This window comes from Caballeronia sp. LZ001, assembly GCF_031450875.1.
Taxonomy (GTDB): domain Bacteria; phylum Pseudomonadota; class Gammaproteobacteria; order Burkholderiales; family Burkholderiaceae; genus Caballeronia.
The window spans coordinates 351,222-366,916 of sequence record NZ_JARTVX010000001.1 but is presented as its reverse complement, the minus strand read 5'-3'; the positions used below and the strand labels follow the sequence as shown (position 1 = coordinate 366,916).

At 58.2% G+C, this 15,695-nt stretch carries 19 protein-coding genes; 14 read left to right on the top strand and 5 right to left on the bottom strand.

The annotated features are described in order from the left end of the window. The 11 genes from P9292_RS01640 to P9292_RS01590 all read left to right on the top strand — a co-directional run bounded on the left by P9292_RS01640 (window position 1) and on the right by P9292_RS01590 (window position 8,571). Complete coding sequence (locus P9292_RS01640; RefSeq protein ID WP_309957844.1) at window positions 1–750, top strand: hypothetical protein; 750 nt, start codon at window positions 1–3, stop codon at window positions 748–750. A 176-nt stretch (window positions 751–926) separates the two neighbouring features. After that, window positions 927–2,603, top strand: a complete 1,677-nt coding sequence (locus tag P9292_RS01635; RefSeq protein ID WP_309852079.1) for a PRTRC system ParB family protein — start codon at window positions 927–929, stop codon at window positions 2,601–2,603. Between the two features lie 95 nt (window positions 2,604–2,698). Further along, window positions 2,699–3,178 (top strand): PRTRC system protein E, encoded by a 480-nt coding sequence (locus P9292_RS01630; protein ID WP_309852077.1) that lies wholly within the window; start codon window positions 2,699–2,701, stop codon window positions 3,176–3,178. Between the two features lie 9 nt (window positions 3,179–3,187). Further along, entirely contained in the window at window positions 3,188–3,424 is a 237-nt protein-coding gene (locus P9292_RS01625) for a PRTRC system protein C (protein ID WP_309852073.1), read from the top strand. Further along, window positions 3,417–3,632, top strand: a complete 216-nt coding sequence (locus P9292_RS01620) for a hypothetical protein (RefSeq protein ID WP_309852070.1) — start codon at window positions 3,417–3,419, stop codon at window positions 3,630–3,632. Before P9292_RS01625 ends, P9292_RS01620 begins: the two co-directional genes overlap by 8 nt. A 41-nt stretch (window positions 3,633–3,673) precedes the next feature. Then, window positions 3,674–4,663 (top strand): PRTRC system protein F, encoded by a 990-nt coding sequence (locus tag P9292_RS01615; protein ID WP_309852250.1) that lies wholly within the window; start codon window positions 3,674–3,676, stop codon window positions 4,661–4,663. Window positions 4,664–4,678: 15 nt separating this feature from the next. After that, window positions 4,679–5,398 carry a PRTRC system protein B gene (locus P9292_RS01610; RefSeq protein WP_309852067.1) on the top strand — a complete coding sequence of 240 codons (720 nt, stop codon included), beginning with the start codon at window positions 4,679–4,681 and terminating at the stop codon, window positions 5,396–5,398. 13 nt (window positions 5,399–5,411) lie between these two features. Next, window positions 5,412–6,071 (top strand): PRTRC system protein A, encoded by a 660-nt coding sequence (locus P9292_RS01605; protein ID WP_309852064.1) that lies wholly within the window; start codon window positions 5,412–5,414, stop codon window positions 6,069–6,071. Beyond that, entirely contained in the window at window positions 6,068–6,910 is an 843-nt protein-coding gene (locus P9292_RS01600; RefSeq protein WP_309852062.1) for a PRTRC system ThiF family protein, read from the top strand. The genes P9292_RS01605 and P9292_RS01600 overlap by 4 nt, the downstream gene beginning before the upstream one ends. Before the next feature lie 62 nt (window positions 6,911–6,972). Then, window positions 6,973–7,941 (top strand): hypothetical protein, encoded by a 969-nt coding sequence (locus tag P9292_RS01595; protein WP_309957842.1) that lies wholly within the window; start codon window positions 6,973–6,975, stop codon window positions 7,939–7,941. A gap of 327 nt (window positions 7,942–8,268) precedes the next feature. After that, a complete protein-coding gene (locus P9292_RS01590) occupies window positions 8,269–8,571 on the top strand; it encodes a hypothetical protein (protein ID WP_309852059.1) in 303 nt (100 codons plus the stop codon). Window positions 8,572–8,774: 203 nt separating this feature from the next. Here the strand turns inward: P9292_RS01590 and P9292_RS01585 are convergent, their stop codons facing one another. The 4 genes from P9292_RS01585 to P9292_RS01570 form a co-directional block, all read right to left on the bottom strand. Beyond that, on the bottom strand, window positions 8,775–9,131 hold the full coding sequence (locus P9292_RS01585) for a response regulator (protein ID WP_309852056.1): 357 nt from the start codon (window positions 9,129–9,131) through the stop codon (window positions 8,775–8,777). A gap of 143 nt (window positions 9,132–9,274) precedes the next feature. Continuing rightward, window positions 9,275–9,463, bottom strand: coding sequence for a hypothetical protein (locus P9292_RS01580; protein ID WP_309852053.1), 189 nt, complete (start codon window positions 9,461–9,463; stop codon window positions 9,275–9,277). 82 nt (window positions 9,464–9,545) lie between these two features. Continuing rightward, window positions 9,546–10,262 carry a hypothetical protein gene (locus tag P9292_RS01575; RefSeq protein WP_309852050.1) on the bottom strand — a complete coding sequence of 239 codons (717 nt, stop codon included), beginning with the start codon at window positions 10,260–10,262 and terminating at the stop codon, window positions 9,546–9,548. A 631-nt stretch (window positions 10,263–10,893) separates the two neighbouring features. Further along, on the bottom strand, window positions 10,894–11,646 hold the full coding sequence (locus P9292_RS01570) for an SDR family oxidoreductase (RefSeq protein WP_309852047.1): 753 nt from the start codon (window positions 11,644–11,646) through the stop codon (window positions 10,894–10,896). A 147-nt stretch (window positions 11,647–11,793) separates the two neighbouring features. On the opposite strand from P9292_RS01570, the gene P9292_RS01565 reads away from it, so the two are divergent. Further along, the gene (locus P9292_RS01565; protein WP_309852044.1) at window positions 11,794–12,702 is read left to right on the top strand and encodes a LysR family transcriptional regulator; all 909 of its coding nucleotides are present in this window, start codon (window positions 11,794–11,796) and stop codon (window positions 12,700–12,702) included. Window positions 12,703–13,563: 861 nt separating this feature from the next. On the opposite strand, the gene P9292_RS01560 is transcribed toward P9292_RS01565, so the two are convergent. Then, on the bottom strand, window positions 13,564–14,487 hold the full coding sequence (locus P9292_RS01560) for a LysR family transcriptional regulator (RefSeq protein ID WP_309852042.1): 924 nt from the start codon (window positions 14,485–14,487) through the stop codon (window positions 13,564–13,566). Between the two features lie 365 nt (window positions 14,488–14,852). Here P9292_RS01560 and P9292_RS01555 point away from each other — a divergent pair, with 365 nt between their 5' ends. Then, a complete protein-coding gene (locus P9292_RS01555) occupies window positions 14,853–15,281 on the top strand; it encodes an alpha/beta hydrolase (protein ID WP_309957839.1) in 429 nt (142 codons plus the stop codon). Continuing rightward, entirely contained in the window at window positions 15,278–15,661 is a 384-nt protein-coding gene (locus P9292_RS01550) for a hypothetical protein (RefSeq protein WP_309852036.1), read from the top strand. The genes P9292_RS01555 and P9292_RS01550 overlap by 4 nt, the downstream gene beginning before the upstream one ends. The last annotated feature ends 34 nt before the right edge of the window (window positions 15,662–15,695 follow it).

Sequence of the window (15,695 nt, the reverse complement as noted above, 5' to 3'; positions counted from 1 at the left end):
GTGGCAGCATATGGCAACGGCCTTGCGTTGGCTGTCCCTTTCGAATTCTTTCGCGACCAGATCGCTCGAACGAAAATGCACAGAATCACCTTTGAAGTGCCCGAACACCTCGTTGCCGCATTTAGCGAGACGGCGAAAGACTTTTTCGAAAAAGCGCGCAGCGGTGCGACCAATGCACAGCGGGCTGCGGAGATACGAGCGAGCGATAGGGATGCGGGTCTTGACTCCCTCGCGTACCTGCTTCGCGTGGCCGAGGGGCCAAGCGACGACGCGGGCGTCATCGCACGTTTTCTCGTGGGCTTGTACAACGGCTACGATTTTCCGTTCGCGTTGACAACGTTGCGTCAGCTCGATGACGAGCTATTCGAGCACTGTCTGGCCGTTTTGAGGCTCGATAATTCAGCATCAGCCGAAGTGCACGACTACTTTCCGAACGGCGCGGTTCGTTGGCAGACGATGATCAAAAATTGGAACCTCGCGGAAAAGCCCGCGCAAGAGTCCCTGCCTCCCGAAGGTCATGTTCACCACTGTAGCTATGAGAATCTGACAGATGCGCCTGGCTATCGTGACGCAACCCTGTTCTTCAAGGTTGCCGAGGAGGGCGAGGCGCCTCAATCGTTCGGATTGGCGTTATCGGCAGAGGACTCTAAGAAAATCGCAAGAGACCTCGTCGGACTGCATCGGCGCGCGTGGCAGCGCGGAAAGCCCGTCGACGTGGCCGCGTCCGAGAGTCGGCCGGACTGGCTTTAAGAGCGTATGTTTTTGTGAGCTTTCATAGGTAAAACGGCTAAGTAAACCGCTATCTTTGCTTCATCACCCGCGTCTCTGACGCATCGACTCAGCGCCGACTTTCCGTCGGCCCACGTTGTTCAACCCTTCGGGAACCACTCCCGAAGGGGTGGGTTCCCTCTCAAGAGAACCCCACAATGCAACAACAACCTACTCTCGCGCTCAAGCACATCCAGGTCAGCGTCAATCCCCGCAAGTATTTCGATGCGGCGGAGATGGAAGAGCTGACTGCGTCCGTTCGTGAAAAAGGCGTCATTCAGCCGGTCATCGTGCGAACGCTTACCGACGGTGGTTACGCGCTCGTCGCTGGCGGCCGAAGATTTAAGGCTGCACTTGCGGCGCATGGCGAGGACTACGAGATCCCGGTGGTAGTCAGGGAGATCGACGAGGTCGAAGCCAAACAGCTCGCCATCATCGAGAACATCCAGCGGGCCGACATGTCGCCGGCGGAAGAAGCGGTCGCGGCAGCCGAGCAGGTCGGGCTGTGCAAAGGCGATCGCGACGAAGTCTCGCGCATCTTCGGTTGGTCGCGCGCGACGCTCGATAAGCGTCTTGCGCTGATGAACTGCAGTACGGCCGTGCTCGATGCACTTAGCACGCGCCAGATCCTGCTGGGCCACGCCGAGTTGCTTGCCGCGCTTCCGAAGGAAACGCAGGACAAGCTGCTGCCGGTGATCGTCAAGGAGGAGAAATCCGTGGCGGAGGTCAAGAAAACCATCGAACAGGTCGCCTGTTCATTGGCTGCCGCGATCTTCGACAAGGCCGACTGCGCCGGATGCCCGCATAACTCGTCCACACAGGGCGAGATGTTCGGCGAGTCCATTGGTACAGGCAACTGTACGAACCGCACTTGCTACAACGAGAAGACCGAAAAGACGCTCGACGCGACGGCGGCAAGCCTGCGCGACGAATATCCGGTCGTGCGTATCGTACGTGCGGGTGACAACCACACGCGCGCGCAACTCGCCGTCGACGGTCCAAAAGGCGTTGGCGAAGAGCAGGCCAGGGCGTGTCACGCGTGCCAGAACTACGGCGCGGCGGTGAGCGGCCTGCCTGACTCGATAGGCAAGGTCTACAAGGGCCAATGCTTCGACACGGTTTGCAACATGAAGAAGGTCGCAGCGCAACTGCAGGCGGTGAAAGCGGCGACGCAGCCGAAGCTCGAAACAGCGAAGGGGGGCGCGAAAGCGTCGCCTGCAGCAGCGAAGGGTACCGCCGGTTCGTCCGCTGCATCAACGACGAGCAATCCGCCGGCGACGGTGGTGGCCGAGTCGGACAAGATGAAAGCGTACCGCGTGGCGTTATGGCGTAAAGCCCTGCGCCGTGAAGTGGGTGCAGATCCCGCACTCGCCCAGCGATACCTCGTTGCGATTGCGCTGTCTGACCAGATGCGCTGCGTCGATCACAAGACGCTCTCGGGCATCTGGGAAAAGCTCACGCAAGAGCAGATCCCGGCGGGTGACGTGACTAAGGCCGCGGCCGCTACGGCTGCAGCCGATGACGCACAGATGGCGCACGCCGTGACTGGTGTCACTATCGCAGCGATCCAGGGTCTCGACGTCCAGCACCTCACGCGTCTTTGCAAACACCATCGTCTCGACATCACGAAGCACTGGAAGCTCTGCAAAGAGTTCCTGGAGTTGATTACGAAATCGGAAATGATGGTGGTCGCTGACGAACTCGGCATTCGTGCCGCGCTCGGCGACAACTTCAAAAAGGTCTTCGGCAAGTCCAAGTCCGAAGTCATTGACGCGCTTCTGGCGGTCGAAGGCTTCGATTACACGGGCAAGATTCCGAAGGTGCTCAAGTTTTAATTGCGCGGCTCGCCCGAGCATCGACCGTAGTTTCCATTCTTTTTAGACCGCCCATCCTTTGGATGGCGGTCTTTTTTCTTTCTCAGGAGTTTTCCATGTTTGCAACTATTGAACCGCTTCTGCGTCACTGCACGAAGCTCACGTTGTCCTTGCAGATGAAGGGCGACGAGATGGTTGTCTGTGTCATGCCGCAAGGCACGGCAAAAGACGCCGCCATGCTTCAGCCGCTCGCGCTCACCGCAATGGCAGCTGAACTCGACGCGGGCTTTGTAGACGCGCTCGCCGCCTATAGCAGCGCGCACGCATCGCTCGCCGAGCAGGTTGCTGCGACCACCGCCATCCTCGAGGCCGCCAAGACGACGCAAGTCTCCAAGGCGACCAAGACGCTGGCCAAGGGCAGCAGCAAGCCGGCATTGCCGGCGCCCGGCAGATCGAGCACCGATGCGGAGAACGATGATGACGACGCTAGCGACAGCGATGAAGGGCAGAGCACCGCCCCGAGCGCATCGTCCGCATCGGAGGCATCGGCGGCGCCGGCTGACACCGGGACTAACCTCGCATCGCTTTTCGACTAAGGAGCAGAAATGGCTATTCAAATTGCGAAGCTCACGCGCGAGTTCGTCTACAACGGCGTGACATTCCCCGATCCTGGGCCGACGTTTTCGCCCGACGATGTCCGCGATCTCTACTCCGCGCAGTACCCGGAGCTGACGACCGCGGCGATCGACGGACCGGCGACGGAGGGCGATGTGTTGCGCTTCACATTCGTGCGTGCGGTGGGTGCCAAGGGTGCAGGATTGCCCAACTGCGGCCATGCGTAAGCGCGATCTGTTTAAAGCGCTGTCCGGTACGGACGCAGCGCACAACCATCAGAAGCCGCCCGAAAGGGCGGTTTTTTTTCATGACAAGGAGATCGCAGCATGTTCTTCGATCCTCGCGCGACTGGTTCAACGGTCGCTGACTCAGGAGAGCACTGGCAACCGCCACGCTCTGCCGCTGCCGGACACCGATCTGCCGATGATTTTCTGACACTGCCGGCACTGTCTCAGAGGGTGCCGGGCAAGGCAGTGATGCAATGGGGCGCGTCGCCAGATCTCACGGCACTCGCCCAGGCGCACTTCGAGTCTGGTTGCTTGCGCGCGCGTGACGTTCCGACCTTCCAAAGTGCAGGCGACGCGCTCGCGCACGGCTTCTTCGGTTTCGCCAAGCGCCATCGGCAAAGGTGGAACCGGCTCGAGCTCGATTTCACGCTGTGCGATGTCGAGGCCGTTCGTGAGCAGATCCAGTATCACTACGACGCGCATGAGTTCACGCCCACGTCGTCGCTATACCTCGGTATCGAGAACGAAGGCGATCAGCTCTGGCAGTTGGATGGTCATTCGACCGCGTTGCGTCGGGTTCATCCCCGGCTGCTGCAGACGGTGCTCGTGTTGATCAATCGCGCCTCGAGCCGAACCGTGTGGATTCGCACACCGGACGAATTTCTCGGCATGTTTGCCCAGTTCTACTGGGACGGGGACCCGCATGCGGCTGACGAGGAAGTGGTCGAGGTGCTCAAGGATCGCTTCGGCGACGAAGAGGACGCCATCGAGCATTTCTTGCCCTCGACGGTGCGCGACGAGCTTTGCCCGGCCGACATCGACGTTGGAACCTGGTCTCCGATCAAGGGGCGCTGGATCGCAAACGCCGCGTTGGGGATAGCGGCGCTGCGCCGTATCCGCCGCTTCCAGCATGGTTGGATCCGCCGGCTTTGTCTTGAACTCGAAACGCTGACGCTGCTGCTGCAGCGCGCCGGACGCCGTTCGCTTTTCGACTATGCCGTCCGGCCGGAAGCTATTTATCCGGCGTGTTCCCTGATCGCACAGGACAACGAGCACATCGGGGACCTGCTCGACAGCCACTACGAGTACTTCAACTCGGGCGGTGATGGTTCGGTCTATCTGGGCTTTGTGCCTTTCGCGCAGTTGCCCGATGACATCCGCCGGCAATACGCGGACTGGGCGCTTGGGCTTTCCATTCTCAATTGCGTCGATCGCGTACTTACGCTGGTCACACGCTAACCTTCAAGGTCACCCATGAAATTGAATCTTGGCCCCGGATCGGGTGCGCACGTCGTGGCAAGTTGCGCGATCGTGTTGTACGCGCAGGAAGGCGGTCAGACGGTGTATGGAACCGTCCATCCGATTCAGCGCGACGACGATCGCCCTTCGATTGGTGCCGGACGGCCGATCGATCGCGCGGCGTTGCTGAGTTGTTTGAATGAACTGGCGGCCAACACAGCGCCACGTGCGGAGTTCTTGCCGGAAACGGTGCTGGCCGTAAGCCAGAGCTCGATTACGTGGTGGTGCAGACCAGGCTTGCGAAGGGTCTTTTTTGACTGTCGCGAGCTGGGCAAGCGCACCGCGATCGTGCCGCATCCGAGCCTGGTGTTCCATGCAGCGCCGACCGGATTTAGCGTGTTCGCGCTGCGAGAGGACAGCCGCCCGAACCCGGATTCGACGCTGCACGAACCGCCTTACTTTAACACCTGGGACTGGGGAAAGATTTGTATCGGAACCGCCCACGTGCCCAAGCGCATCGACATCGCGTCGATCGCCGGGTGGGAGAGCGGCTTCTTCGAATCTGCTTTCACGCACCCTAATCATGGTGGCAAACGCATCAATCATCCGAAGGGCGAGTTTGCCTTTTGGCAGGCGATGCTCGACGGGCAGTATGCCGATGCCTTTCCGAAAGATCTTCTCATTCCCATGAATAAAACCGTCGGTGATCTCATCGGCGGGAAACTTGGAGCTTGATATGCATTCTGCAATGAATGCCGCTGACGCGGCTTTGCAGCGTTCGTTTCCCGCCGTCATGGTTCCCCGGCGTGAGCCGGTGGCACCCATGCAGACGTTCGGGGAGCGATTGCTGATCGCGGCCAACGGCGTTTTTCTCGAAGTCAATCAGCCGTGGCTCACGTTGGTGCGACGCATCGCGTCGTACGCTGTTCCCACTGCGATCCCGTATGGCGAGGTTGCGCAGTCCACGGAACTGGTGTGCGAGCACTTCCCGGCAACGCTCGTGGGTGAGTTCGCACGCATGGCGCGCGAGGCTTCACCCAACGAGACGGGGGCATGGATTGTCTGGAATCGCGAAACGAGTCAGTTCCGGTTGGCACCGGTGACGATTCTGTCGCATTCAACGGCCGCGCTACGTTACGAGCCGCCTGTGCTCGGAGCTAACGAGGTGCGAGTGGTGGACTGTCACTCGCATGGTCTGCATCCGGCGTTCTTCTCGTCGACGGACGATGCTGACGACCTGCACGAGATCAAGTTCTCGCTCGTAATCGGTAACTGCCTGTCTACGACGCCCAGTATGGCGTTGCGTCTGTGTGCGAAGGGCATATTCGAAACCGTCGAACGCGTACCAGCAGCATGGTATGCGGCAGTGAAGATGGTGCTTGCTACGGACGCAACGGAGGCGGTATGAACGGTAATCTGCATCACTTGTTGCCGTCTCGGATGGTCGAGCGAGCCTGGCATGTAATCGTAGTGGGCGCTGGGGGCACTGGTAGCGCGGTGCTACCGAGCCTTGCCCGGCTGCATCACGCTATGTTGGAGTTGGGGCACGCGAGCGGGATTGAGTGCACGGTGTTCGACGACGATCGCGTGAGCCCAACCAATGTTGGTCGGCAGGGTTTCTATCCAAACGACGTCGGCGAGTACAAAGCGTCACTGATCGTCAACCGCTTGAACATGCTCATGGGCACGAACTGGCGGGCCGAGACAAAGCGCTTTACCAAAAGCGTGGCCTGCCACAAAGTCGATTTGGTCATCGGATGCGTGGATACGCGCGCGGCTCGCCGTGCGATTGTCGATGCGACAAAGAACTGCGATGTGTACTACCTCGACTGTGGCAACGACACAGACCGAGGGCAGGTCGTCATCGGGCAGGCGGAGCCGGCGGGTTACCAGAAGGTGAAGCGTGCAAATCCGGAGCGGCTGCCGCATGTGGGGCAGTTGTTTCCGGAACTCATCGATGCTTCGCTGGATGCGAAAGATGACACGCCCTCATGCTCGATGGCCGAGGCGCTGCGCAAGCAGTCGCTGGTGATCAATCAGGCGATTGCCGTGCAGGCGTTCAATCTGCTTTGGACGATGTTCAGGACGGGCGCGATACCGTTTTCTGGTGTCTTCGTGAATTTGAAAACGGGCCGTACCAATCCGATTCCGCTGGACCCTGTTGCGTGGGCGCGCTTCGGATATGCAGTCCCAACCCCTCCTGCCAAGAAAGCGAGCAAGAGCCGAAAGGCGAAGATCGCTGCTTAATGACCGCCGACCACCGCAAGGGGTCGGCTTATTCTTCTTAACCCCAGCGGGTACGCAGCCCGTTGGGGCTGCTCCGCGTTTCATTGGAGCAAAGCATGAGTTCTACCATTTTGACGGGCAAGCGCGCGGCGGCGTTTGCGAAAGCCGACGGCCAGTGGATTTACGCGCTGTTCGAACGTGGCTACGAGTCGAACGTCTATCCGCACCAGGATAACTGGTCCGCGGTTGCGTTCGGATCGTACGCAGATGTTATGCGACGGATCTTCGGGCGTGCGACGAGCTGCGAGGGCGGCTCGCTGAGAAGCAAGGCCGGCTCGATCAAGCCTGAGAACTACATAGCCAGTTGGCAGCGGGAGCTTGCCAGGCCATTCATGCTCGCGGATCGACCGATCGAGCTTTCGCTGTCGCAGTCGTTCTACGCGACGGTGCCGGAAACGCAGTTCGCTGATGTGCGCGCGTCGCTCGTCCGGGCTGGTTTCGAAGCCCGAGCGGAAGAATTGGCCGCAGGCAATTTAAACGTCTTCCTGCACGCGGACATCGAGCTTTTGCTTTCAATCTTCGGCAATGATGGGCCGCTTAGCGTGTGGCGGATCTTGAAGGAATACGACAGCGGGACCGTGCAGATCGACGTTCCTGTTCCGCGCGCATTGAAAGCAGCGATGGATCGTATGCCGGAGGTGCGGTGTCATGCGATCGACGATGAAAATCGGCTAGTTGCCATCGGTTCAGCGCCGTGGCGTCATGCAGGCTGGCAGTACAACGCGGTCGGTTCATTCGTTACTGAGGTTGCTTATCCGATCGAGATGGAAACGCCGGGTTTCGCGAAAAAGGCGATTCCGGCTTTCCGCGATGCTATGCGTGGGGCCACTTCACTTCCGGCCGCGACTCGGATCACCGTAACGCGTGCGCCCGAGGGAGAAGACGAGTGGCGCATTCGGCGGGCGGACGAGCTCGCTCAAAGGCTTGGCATCGTGAGTGACGGCGAAGGCGCGCCGACCACGTACAGTTTCGCCTTCGGTGACTTGTGCTAACGAGAAGACGCGGACCGGTTGCTGTACGGACTAGGCGGCTTCAGTGACGCCCAGTTGCATTGGGAGATCTCGAAGCCATTGGAGGGAGCAAAACCAGACCCTGCATATTTCTGCGTGGAGTCACAGCTTACGCTGTCTCTCGCCTAACCTATCGCTCAGCGCCACACTCCGGTAATTCCGGGGAGTGGCGCTTTTTTTTTCGCATCTTTGCGATTAAGTTTGTCGTCGGCCGACCGATAGCATCGGATTGGTTCAATCGATGGGCACTGCGCCTTATTTCACTGGCAGAGACGAGCGCCGATCTACTAGATTTACCTGGAGACATCCATGTTGGATATCGAGATTTTTGTTTGCGTTCTTGCGATTGTTGGCACGTTGACGTGCGCGGGCCTTGGCCTGGCAGGCTTTGGCCGCATCTCTCTCGTACCGCTTCTTCTTGGGTTCGGGCCTTACTGTGCTCTCTTGGTAGCTGATCGGATTGATCGCTGGCGAAATCCGAAGTGCGCGCATGAATGGCAACCACTTGAAGTCGATCCGATGCGTCGCACGATGTGCACGCATAAATGCGTCAAGTGTCGTACAGAGCGCTTCGAGGTGAAGCGCAAACCTGCCCTTAATGAGGCGAAGTGACGATTTGATAGGAAGGCTGGGGCTTGCTTTTCGCGGCGTCGCTTCGAGCTTTGAATAAAAATCACGTTCAGGATATTCCAGTGCGTGGCGTTGTTCTTTAATCCTTCTCAGGTAAGAGTGCGCCCGACAGCACCATAAGCTTTTGGCAAATCTTTCGACCAGCGCCACGCTCCCGAACTTCCGGGGCGTGGCGTTTTTTCTGCCTACGATGTGAGCGACAGGGGCGTCATATGGCGAAGGAGCGTCAGGAGGGTGGTGGGCGGATTGCTTTTGTTGCAATACGCGTCGATGCCAGACGCTATGCCTTCCGTCACGACGTCGTCTTCTGCAAGCGATGTGTGAGCAATGATCGGAACCAGGCGCATGTGCGCGATTTGCCGCAGCGTTCGCGTCAGGTCAAAGCCGTTCCGGATCGGCATCTCGATGTCAAGAACCACAATGTGAGGGATCCAAAGGCCAATGAGCTTGAGGGTCGAAGTGGAGTCAGCGACCCGCACCCTGAATCCCTCGGTTTCCAGCACGACTTGCATGGCGCTTGAGACGTTATCGTCGTCGTCCACGATCAGCACGCAGACGGGTGGAGTGACCGGCGCAAATGCGCGAGTGGTCCATAGCGGCGGTGTAGATGAGGCGGCGGGCACGGGCGTGAACCTCTGATATTTTCCCGAGATAGTGCAACGCGCGTTCCCAACCGTCTCTTGCGTCAGCGGCCGTCCCGTAGCTCGTCCAGAGCGAGTTCCGCCTCTCGGCGTGCCTGCTCATAGGTAGCTGAAGCCCGAAGCGACTGGCGCAGCAGTTTCATCCTGTGTTCAGCGACATCCGGGGCGGTAATCGACCAGACCCAGCCGCCGTCCTCGTGCTTCACGGCAATGACTTCAGAAGGTTCATCCATGCGCCGCGTCCTCTCGCTATTGTTCCGTGCGGGGAGTGTACTGGAGCCCAACGGGGTCCGGTCGTGCATGCTGCAGTGCGTTCTAAAAAGCGAAGGAAGCTTGTTGCGGCTGCAGGACGATTTCCGGTGCGCTGTTGCTTCTTTCCAGCAACTCATCGTACCGCTCGAGCACCGACGTGGCGTCCGCACACTGTATCTCGATGCCGACGAGCGCCGATACGCGGGAGCGCACGCTGGCGAGCAGTTTTGCTTCGTCAAGGGTCGGACGGACGGTCGGCCAGCCTGAAGTGAACAGCAGATGCGGGGGAATCTCCGCCTCGATGGCTTGCCGCTGAACGGCGGCGCCTTTGGCGCGCGCGATCGCGGCCATCAGAGAAGCGGGGAGCAACTCCGGTGCAACGTCAGCTAGCCACCGCTGCCCTTGGAACGCGAATGTCGACGTGGCCTCCAGTTCGACCATCGCGCGGTAGACGTCGTGATTGTCCGCGCAGCTTGCTGCGGCGCGCAGGTCGTTCAAGGAACTCATGATGCAGTAAGCGCACGACACGCGCGACGCGCCGTAGACCGTGTAGGCCTCGTGCAGCGCGAGACCGGCCGCGGCAATCTCAGTGAACACCTCGTCGACAGTCCATTCGATGATGGCGTTCCATGTGATGCCTGTGCGGCCCTTGGTCGAGAGCGCAGCGTGCGGGGTAGATACCGGCAGCTTGCTGCGGGCGCTGCTTTCTTGACGGCGCACGCCCACGACGTTGACGATGTTCTGCGTCGGAAACCGCTTTTTAAGCGCGCTCGAAAGCAAATTTGACTTGAATTCTGAGGTGTTACGGCGACCTTGGAGCTAACCGTAAATAACTTACGGTATTCGCTTTCCTGATCGGTACGCAGCGTATTGGTACAGGGCGACGACGGCGGTTGATGCTCAGGGGAGTAGAGAGTGTTCATTCTTGCGTTAGATGCCGACGAATCATGCTGCATCGCGCAACATAATCAGGTAGCAATGCGTCGCTCGGCGGACGCGTATCGGACCCGCTCCCTACACATAGGCTTTTCCACACCGTTCAGTCAGCCAAATCCAATTTACGCGAGCTGGGGTGACACTAAGGTACCGTAAGCGACCTCGCCCAATCGGCCACAAGCCGTCATACACCGCGAAGTTGCAAACGACTGTTGCAGATGAGCAAGTGGACACCGACGGACTGAGGCTGCCGTTCTCACACCTTCCCTGAGGCGCTCCGAGCGTTCCCGCGCCTTCGATCGCTTACGCCGCACTGTCGCGGATATCGACGACTCTCTCAGGCTGTTGTCGGGCTACCAGACGACTGCCGGCATGCATCTCCACTTTCCATCACGCGCACAGTTGGAGCCCAAGCTGCGCGCGTTCATCGATGTGAGCCGTCAGCGGCAACTGTCCTGATGCCGATCCGGCGCCGTCAGCGGTTCAGCGTGCGGCCGCCGTCGACGATGATTTCAGAGCCGGCAGTCCACTTCGACTCATCCGACGCAAGATACATCACGGCTTTCGCGACCTCTTCCGGCGTCCCGAAGCGGCCATACGGAATGGTCGCGACAATGTCCTTGTTGACCTGCTCGCGATATGCGTCGGGAATACCGAGCTTGTCGTAAAGCGGCGTGTCGATCGGCCCCGGGCTGACCGCGTTGACGCGGATGCCACGCTCGAGTAACTCGCCCGACAGCGTCTTCGACAGGTTCAGGAACGCCGCCTTGGTCGCTGCGTAGACCGACGAGTGCGCTGCGCCCACGTGCGCGTTGATCGACGTGTTGAGCACAATCGACGCCGGATTCGCGAATACGGGCAGCAATGCCTGGATCAAAAAGTACGGTCCTTTGACGTTGATGTCGAACGAACGGTCGAACATCTGTTCCGTCCATTGCTCGATCGGCATCCAGACGGACACGCCCGCGTTGAGGAACGCGGCGTCGACCTCTCCGTAATGATCGGCGACGGACTGCGCGAGGTGTCGCTGTTCGTCTACGCTCGCCGAATCCGCGCGCAACACGAGTACCTCTTTGCCGAGTTCGACCTGTGCGTGGGCGACGCGCTCGGGATCGTTGCCGGTCACCACTACGCGCGCGCCTTCGGCGAGAAATTGTCTGGCTGTCTCAAGACCGATACCGCTGGTGCCGCCGGTGATGAGCGTGCGCTTTCCTTGCAAACGTGACATGGAGATTCTCCTTTAAGGGTGGCAGTGCAAACGGACGGGGAACGCTGCCCGCCTGCTACGTCTCGAAGAATGAACTCATGCCGACATGACGATAAGACAGTGAATTCGTATATATTTCATGCTCGGTAAGCATGAGTGGAAATTGAAATGGATCGGTTCCTGCTGATGAACTGCTTTGCTCGCGCGGTCGAAACCGGGAGCTTTTCGGCTGCTGGACGTGACCTGGGGCTCGGCCAGCCGAATGTGAGCCGGTACGTTGCCGCGCTGGAAGAACATCTGCAGGCCCAGTTGCTGCATCGGTCCACGCGCAGGCTATCGCTCACGCCGGAGGGCGAGCGCTATTACGCAGAAGTCAGGCGCATCCTCGATGCGGTCGAAGAAGCCGATTCTTCGTTTCGCGATCAGGTCGCACCGTCGGGTCTGCTGCGGGTCGCCTGCCCGAGCGCGTTGGCGCACACCTTTGTCATGCCGGCGATTCCTGATTTTCTCGCGCGTTATCCTGAGTTGGAACTCGATCTGCAAATCGGCGATGGGTATGTCAATCTGGTTGACGAGGGTGCCGAACTCGCGATCCGCATTGGACATCTCGAAGATAGCGCCTTGCGTGCGCGGCGCATTGGCCTGTTCGAGCGTGTCTGTGTCGCAAGCCGTGGCTATCTCGCCAGACGCGGCACGCCGCAAGTGCCCGACGATCTGGGCGAGCATGATTGCATCGTCTATACGTTGCTCGCTTCTGGGAACACGTGGCATTTTCGCGGTAGCCAGGTGTCGGTATCCGGGCGGCTTCGCGTCAATTCTCCACAAGCCGTCCAAGAGGCCGTGGACTCAGGCATCGGCATCGCCCATGGACCACGATGGCTATTCGACGCCGGACTGAAAAGTGGCAACCTTGTGATGGTATTGAGCGACTATGCCCCGGCGCCGGTGCCGATCCAGATTCTTTATGTGGCGAACCGCCTGCTCCCGAAGCGGGCCATCGCATTCATGGACTTCATTGCCCATGCGTTTTCCGGCTTCCCCGCGCTTAACGTGCGTCAAGCGGAGCGTTTGCAATAGCCAGGACTCTTTTGTGGTCAGCATCTCGATGTCCCCTGTGCTCAGGGAAGCGGCCCTTGGAAATACGTGTGCGAGCGGCGGCTCAGGGTCGATGGCGGCCAGACCGTGCTATTTCTGACGTTGGAAGCGCCGAACGGAAAGTTCAAAGTTAAGAGAACCAAAACCCGGATAGTCCAGACTTGAACGAACCGGCAGTTCAAACTTAGTTGAGAATGAACTCACGACTCCATGAATACTCTCGAACAAAACCGCCCATTGTCAGCATCCGAGATGTCCCTTGCTCGTTGGATGCATGAGCACGGCGACCCGAAGGCGCGAGAGTTTTCGAACAACTCGAAGAGGCAGAGGTAACGCCATGGCGCTGTCCTTGCGGCTGTGGGTCCATCAATTTCCAGATCAAGGGCCGTCACCCTGCGCCCCCAGGCGTACACATCCTCGGCGAATTTATTTTCGGTCCAGACAATGAACCAGCCGGGATATTTATATTCGAGAACGGCGGTTTGTTGAGTGGCATCGAGGTCTACGGGCTCGCGGGCAATCCTCCTGCAGAACTGCCCCGAGAAGACGCGCTTCGGCCCTTGTTTTCCGGCATCGTAGATCCTAGTGCGTAGGAAGGCCATACAGTGGCACGAGCAGTTCGGATGGCTTCGGAAGCCGTCGCCGGAGTTGGCGGGGACCAACGAATTTGACTGACCTCACTCGCGCTCGACACGCGCCCGATATCTCGGCACTTGGGCGTGAGACGACGCGATCGGGACGATGACGAAAGATGCGATTGATCACAACAGCATTCCGACTCATGTGGCTCGGGTTGAAAGCACGGCGCTCGCCGGTGCGAGAGTTCATGTGAGCTCAACATAGTTAGCTGACGTGACGTTGAAAGAAGTCTATGACGGAGTCGACAACCACTCTGGTCTTTGCGGCAAGACGCTGCTGCTCAGGGTAGGCCGCATAAATGGATTCTTCTGCTCCGGACCATTCTGGCAGGACGCGAATCAAAGTGCCACGTGTAAGTTCGTCTGCAACATAGTATGTTGGCAGGAGCGCGATTCCGCTTCCCGATAACAAAAGTTGCTTAATGATTTCCAGGTGGTTAATCGTTGTGTTCCCTGGCAGATCAACCAACGAATGGTTAAGCTTTGATTGTAGCTTCCAGATTCGCGGACGGCGCCCATAGAATTCGATCAACGAGTGGCGCTTTAAATCCATCGGTCCTTGCGGTACAGGCACGTTTTTGAAATATGTGCTACTTGCCACCAGAATCCAACGTATAGTGCCAATGCGTCGAGCTACCAGGCGGTTGTCGATGATAGAGGTGGCGCGAATTGCCATATCGAATCCTTCATTGACTAAGTCGACAATGCGTTGCGACAAATCGATTTCCAGGCTGATTTCCGGGTATTTATACTGTAATTCTGTAATTAGAAGGGAAAACAGATTTGGCGGCAGAATATCGCTTGCGGTTGTTAGTCTCACTGTTCCTCTAGGAATATTGTGGTTGACGCTCGTAGCACTCTCGGCACCTCGCAGAATTTCGATCCCCTCGGCTGCTCTGTTGAAAAATGTTTGACCGGCTGCAGTTAGGTTGATCTTACGCGTCGTGCGATGGAGCAGCGTCACGCCCAATCGGCGTTCAAGACGATTTACCTGCGCGCTCACGGTCGAGTTGGGCATGCCTAACTGCTTCGCAGCAACGCTGAAGCTGCCGGCCTGTACGACCCTTACGAAAACGCCGATGGGTGTGAGGTCCAAAGGACCGTCACCCTTTTGTGGTGTCCTACTCATATATCCTCCCGCCTATCGCTAAGAATGGCCAGACTAGGGCTCGCATTTGATCAATGATTATCCATTCCATTGGACGATAGTTCCAGCAGATTGACGTCTGCCTCGACACACTATTCAATACGCTGCAAATGGACAACGAGCCGATGCATGCGCTGCGTGCGCTAATCGGCGCACTTGAGAGTCCGTCGAAGCAAGGTCGGCTAGCTGTCTACCGGAGCGGCAACTAAACGTACGGTTGGCATGTGACCTACGCAGGCTCTCCAAAGGGTTTTCATTTAAAGGGTAATCAATGAAGAAGGCCGCGATTTTTACGCATGGAAAAAAGGAAGTAGCCCCGGGAGTCCAGCTTCACTTCGTCGAAGCGGGTGAAGGCTCCCAATACCGTTGTCTTGATTCATGGATTCCCGGAAACATGGTGGCAATGGCGTCACGTGATGCCTATATTCGCAAATGCCGGGTTTCGAGTGATCGCTGTCGATTATCGCGGTGCGGGCAATTCCTCCAAACCGTCAGGAGGCTACGACAAACGCACAATGGCGCGCGATATCCGGAGTCTTGTCGACCATCTTGGAATTGATAACAAGATCCATATGGTAGGGCATGATCTTGGCATGAAAGTAGCATTTTCATACGCTGCTCTCTTCCCGGAACAAATCGAGAAACTGGTTCTAGTGGATGCAATCATTCCGGGAGCCAAGCATTTCGACGACCTTATGACGACAGGGAAGCTGTCGAATTTTGATCTAGCGCACTTCTTCTTTCATAATGCAAAAAACACATTGCGGAGACTTTGACATACGGTCGAGAGCGCGCTTATATCCAAGATTTTTTCAACCGACATGCTTTCAATTTCGACGCGTTCCCGCCGGAGGTGGTCGACGTATATGCCACAGCTTATTCCGCACCTGGAGGGATGCGTGCCGCCTTTGAGGTATATCGTGCGTTCGACCAAGATTCAAAAGATGACAAGGAGACGTTCGCCAAATCCGGAAAACTGCGCAACCCGATGCTTTTTATTGCAGGTCAAGAGAGCGGCTTTCTAAGTACTGTCGCAGAGAACATCGCAACTGAGATTGCGGAAAATGGGATCGTTTATAACCGTTGCCAACAGTGGACATTACGTCCCGGAAGAGAATCCAGAAGGTTTTGCGGAGGCGGTGTTAGCCTTTTTTAATCAAAATGGGACGCCTCACGCGTGAGCGGTCGCA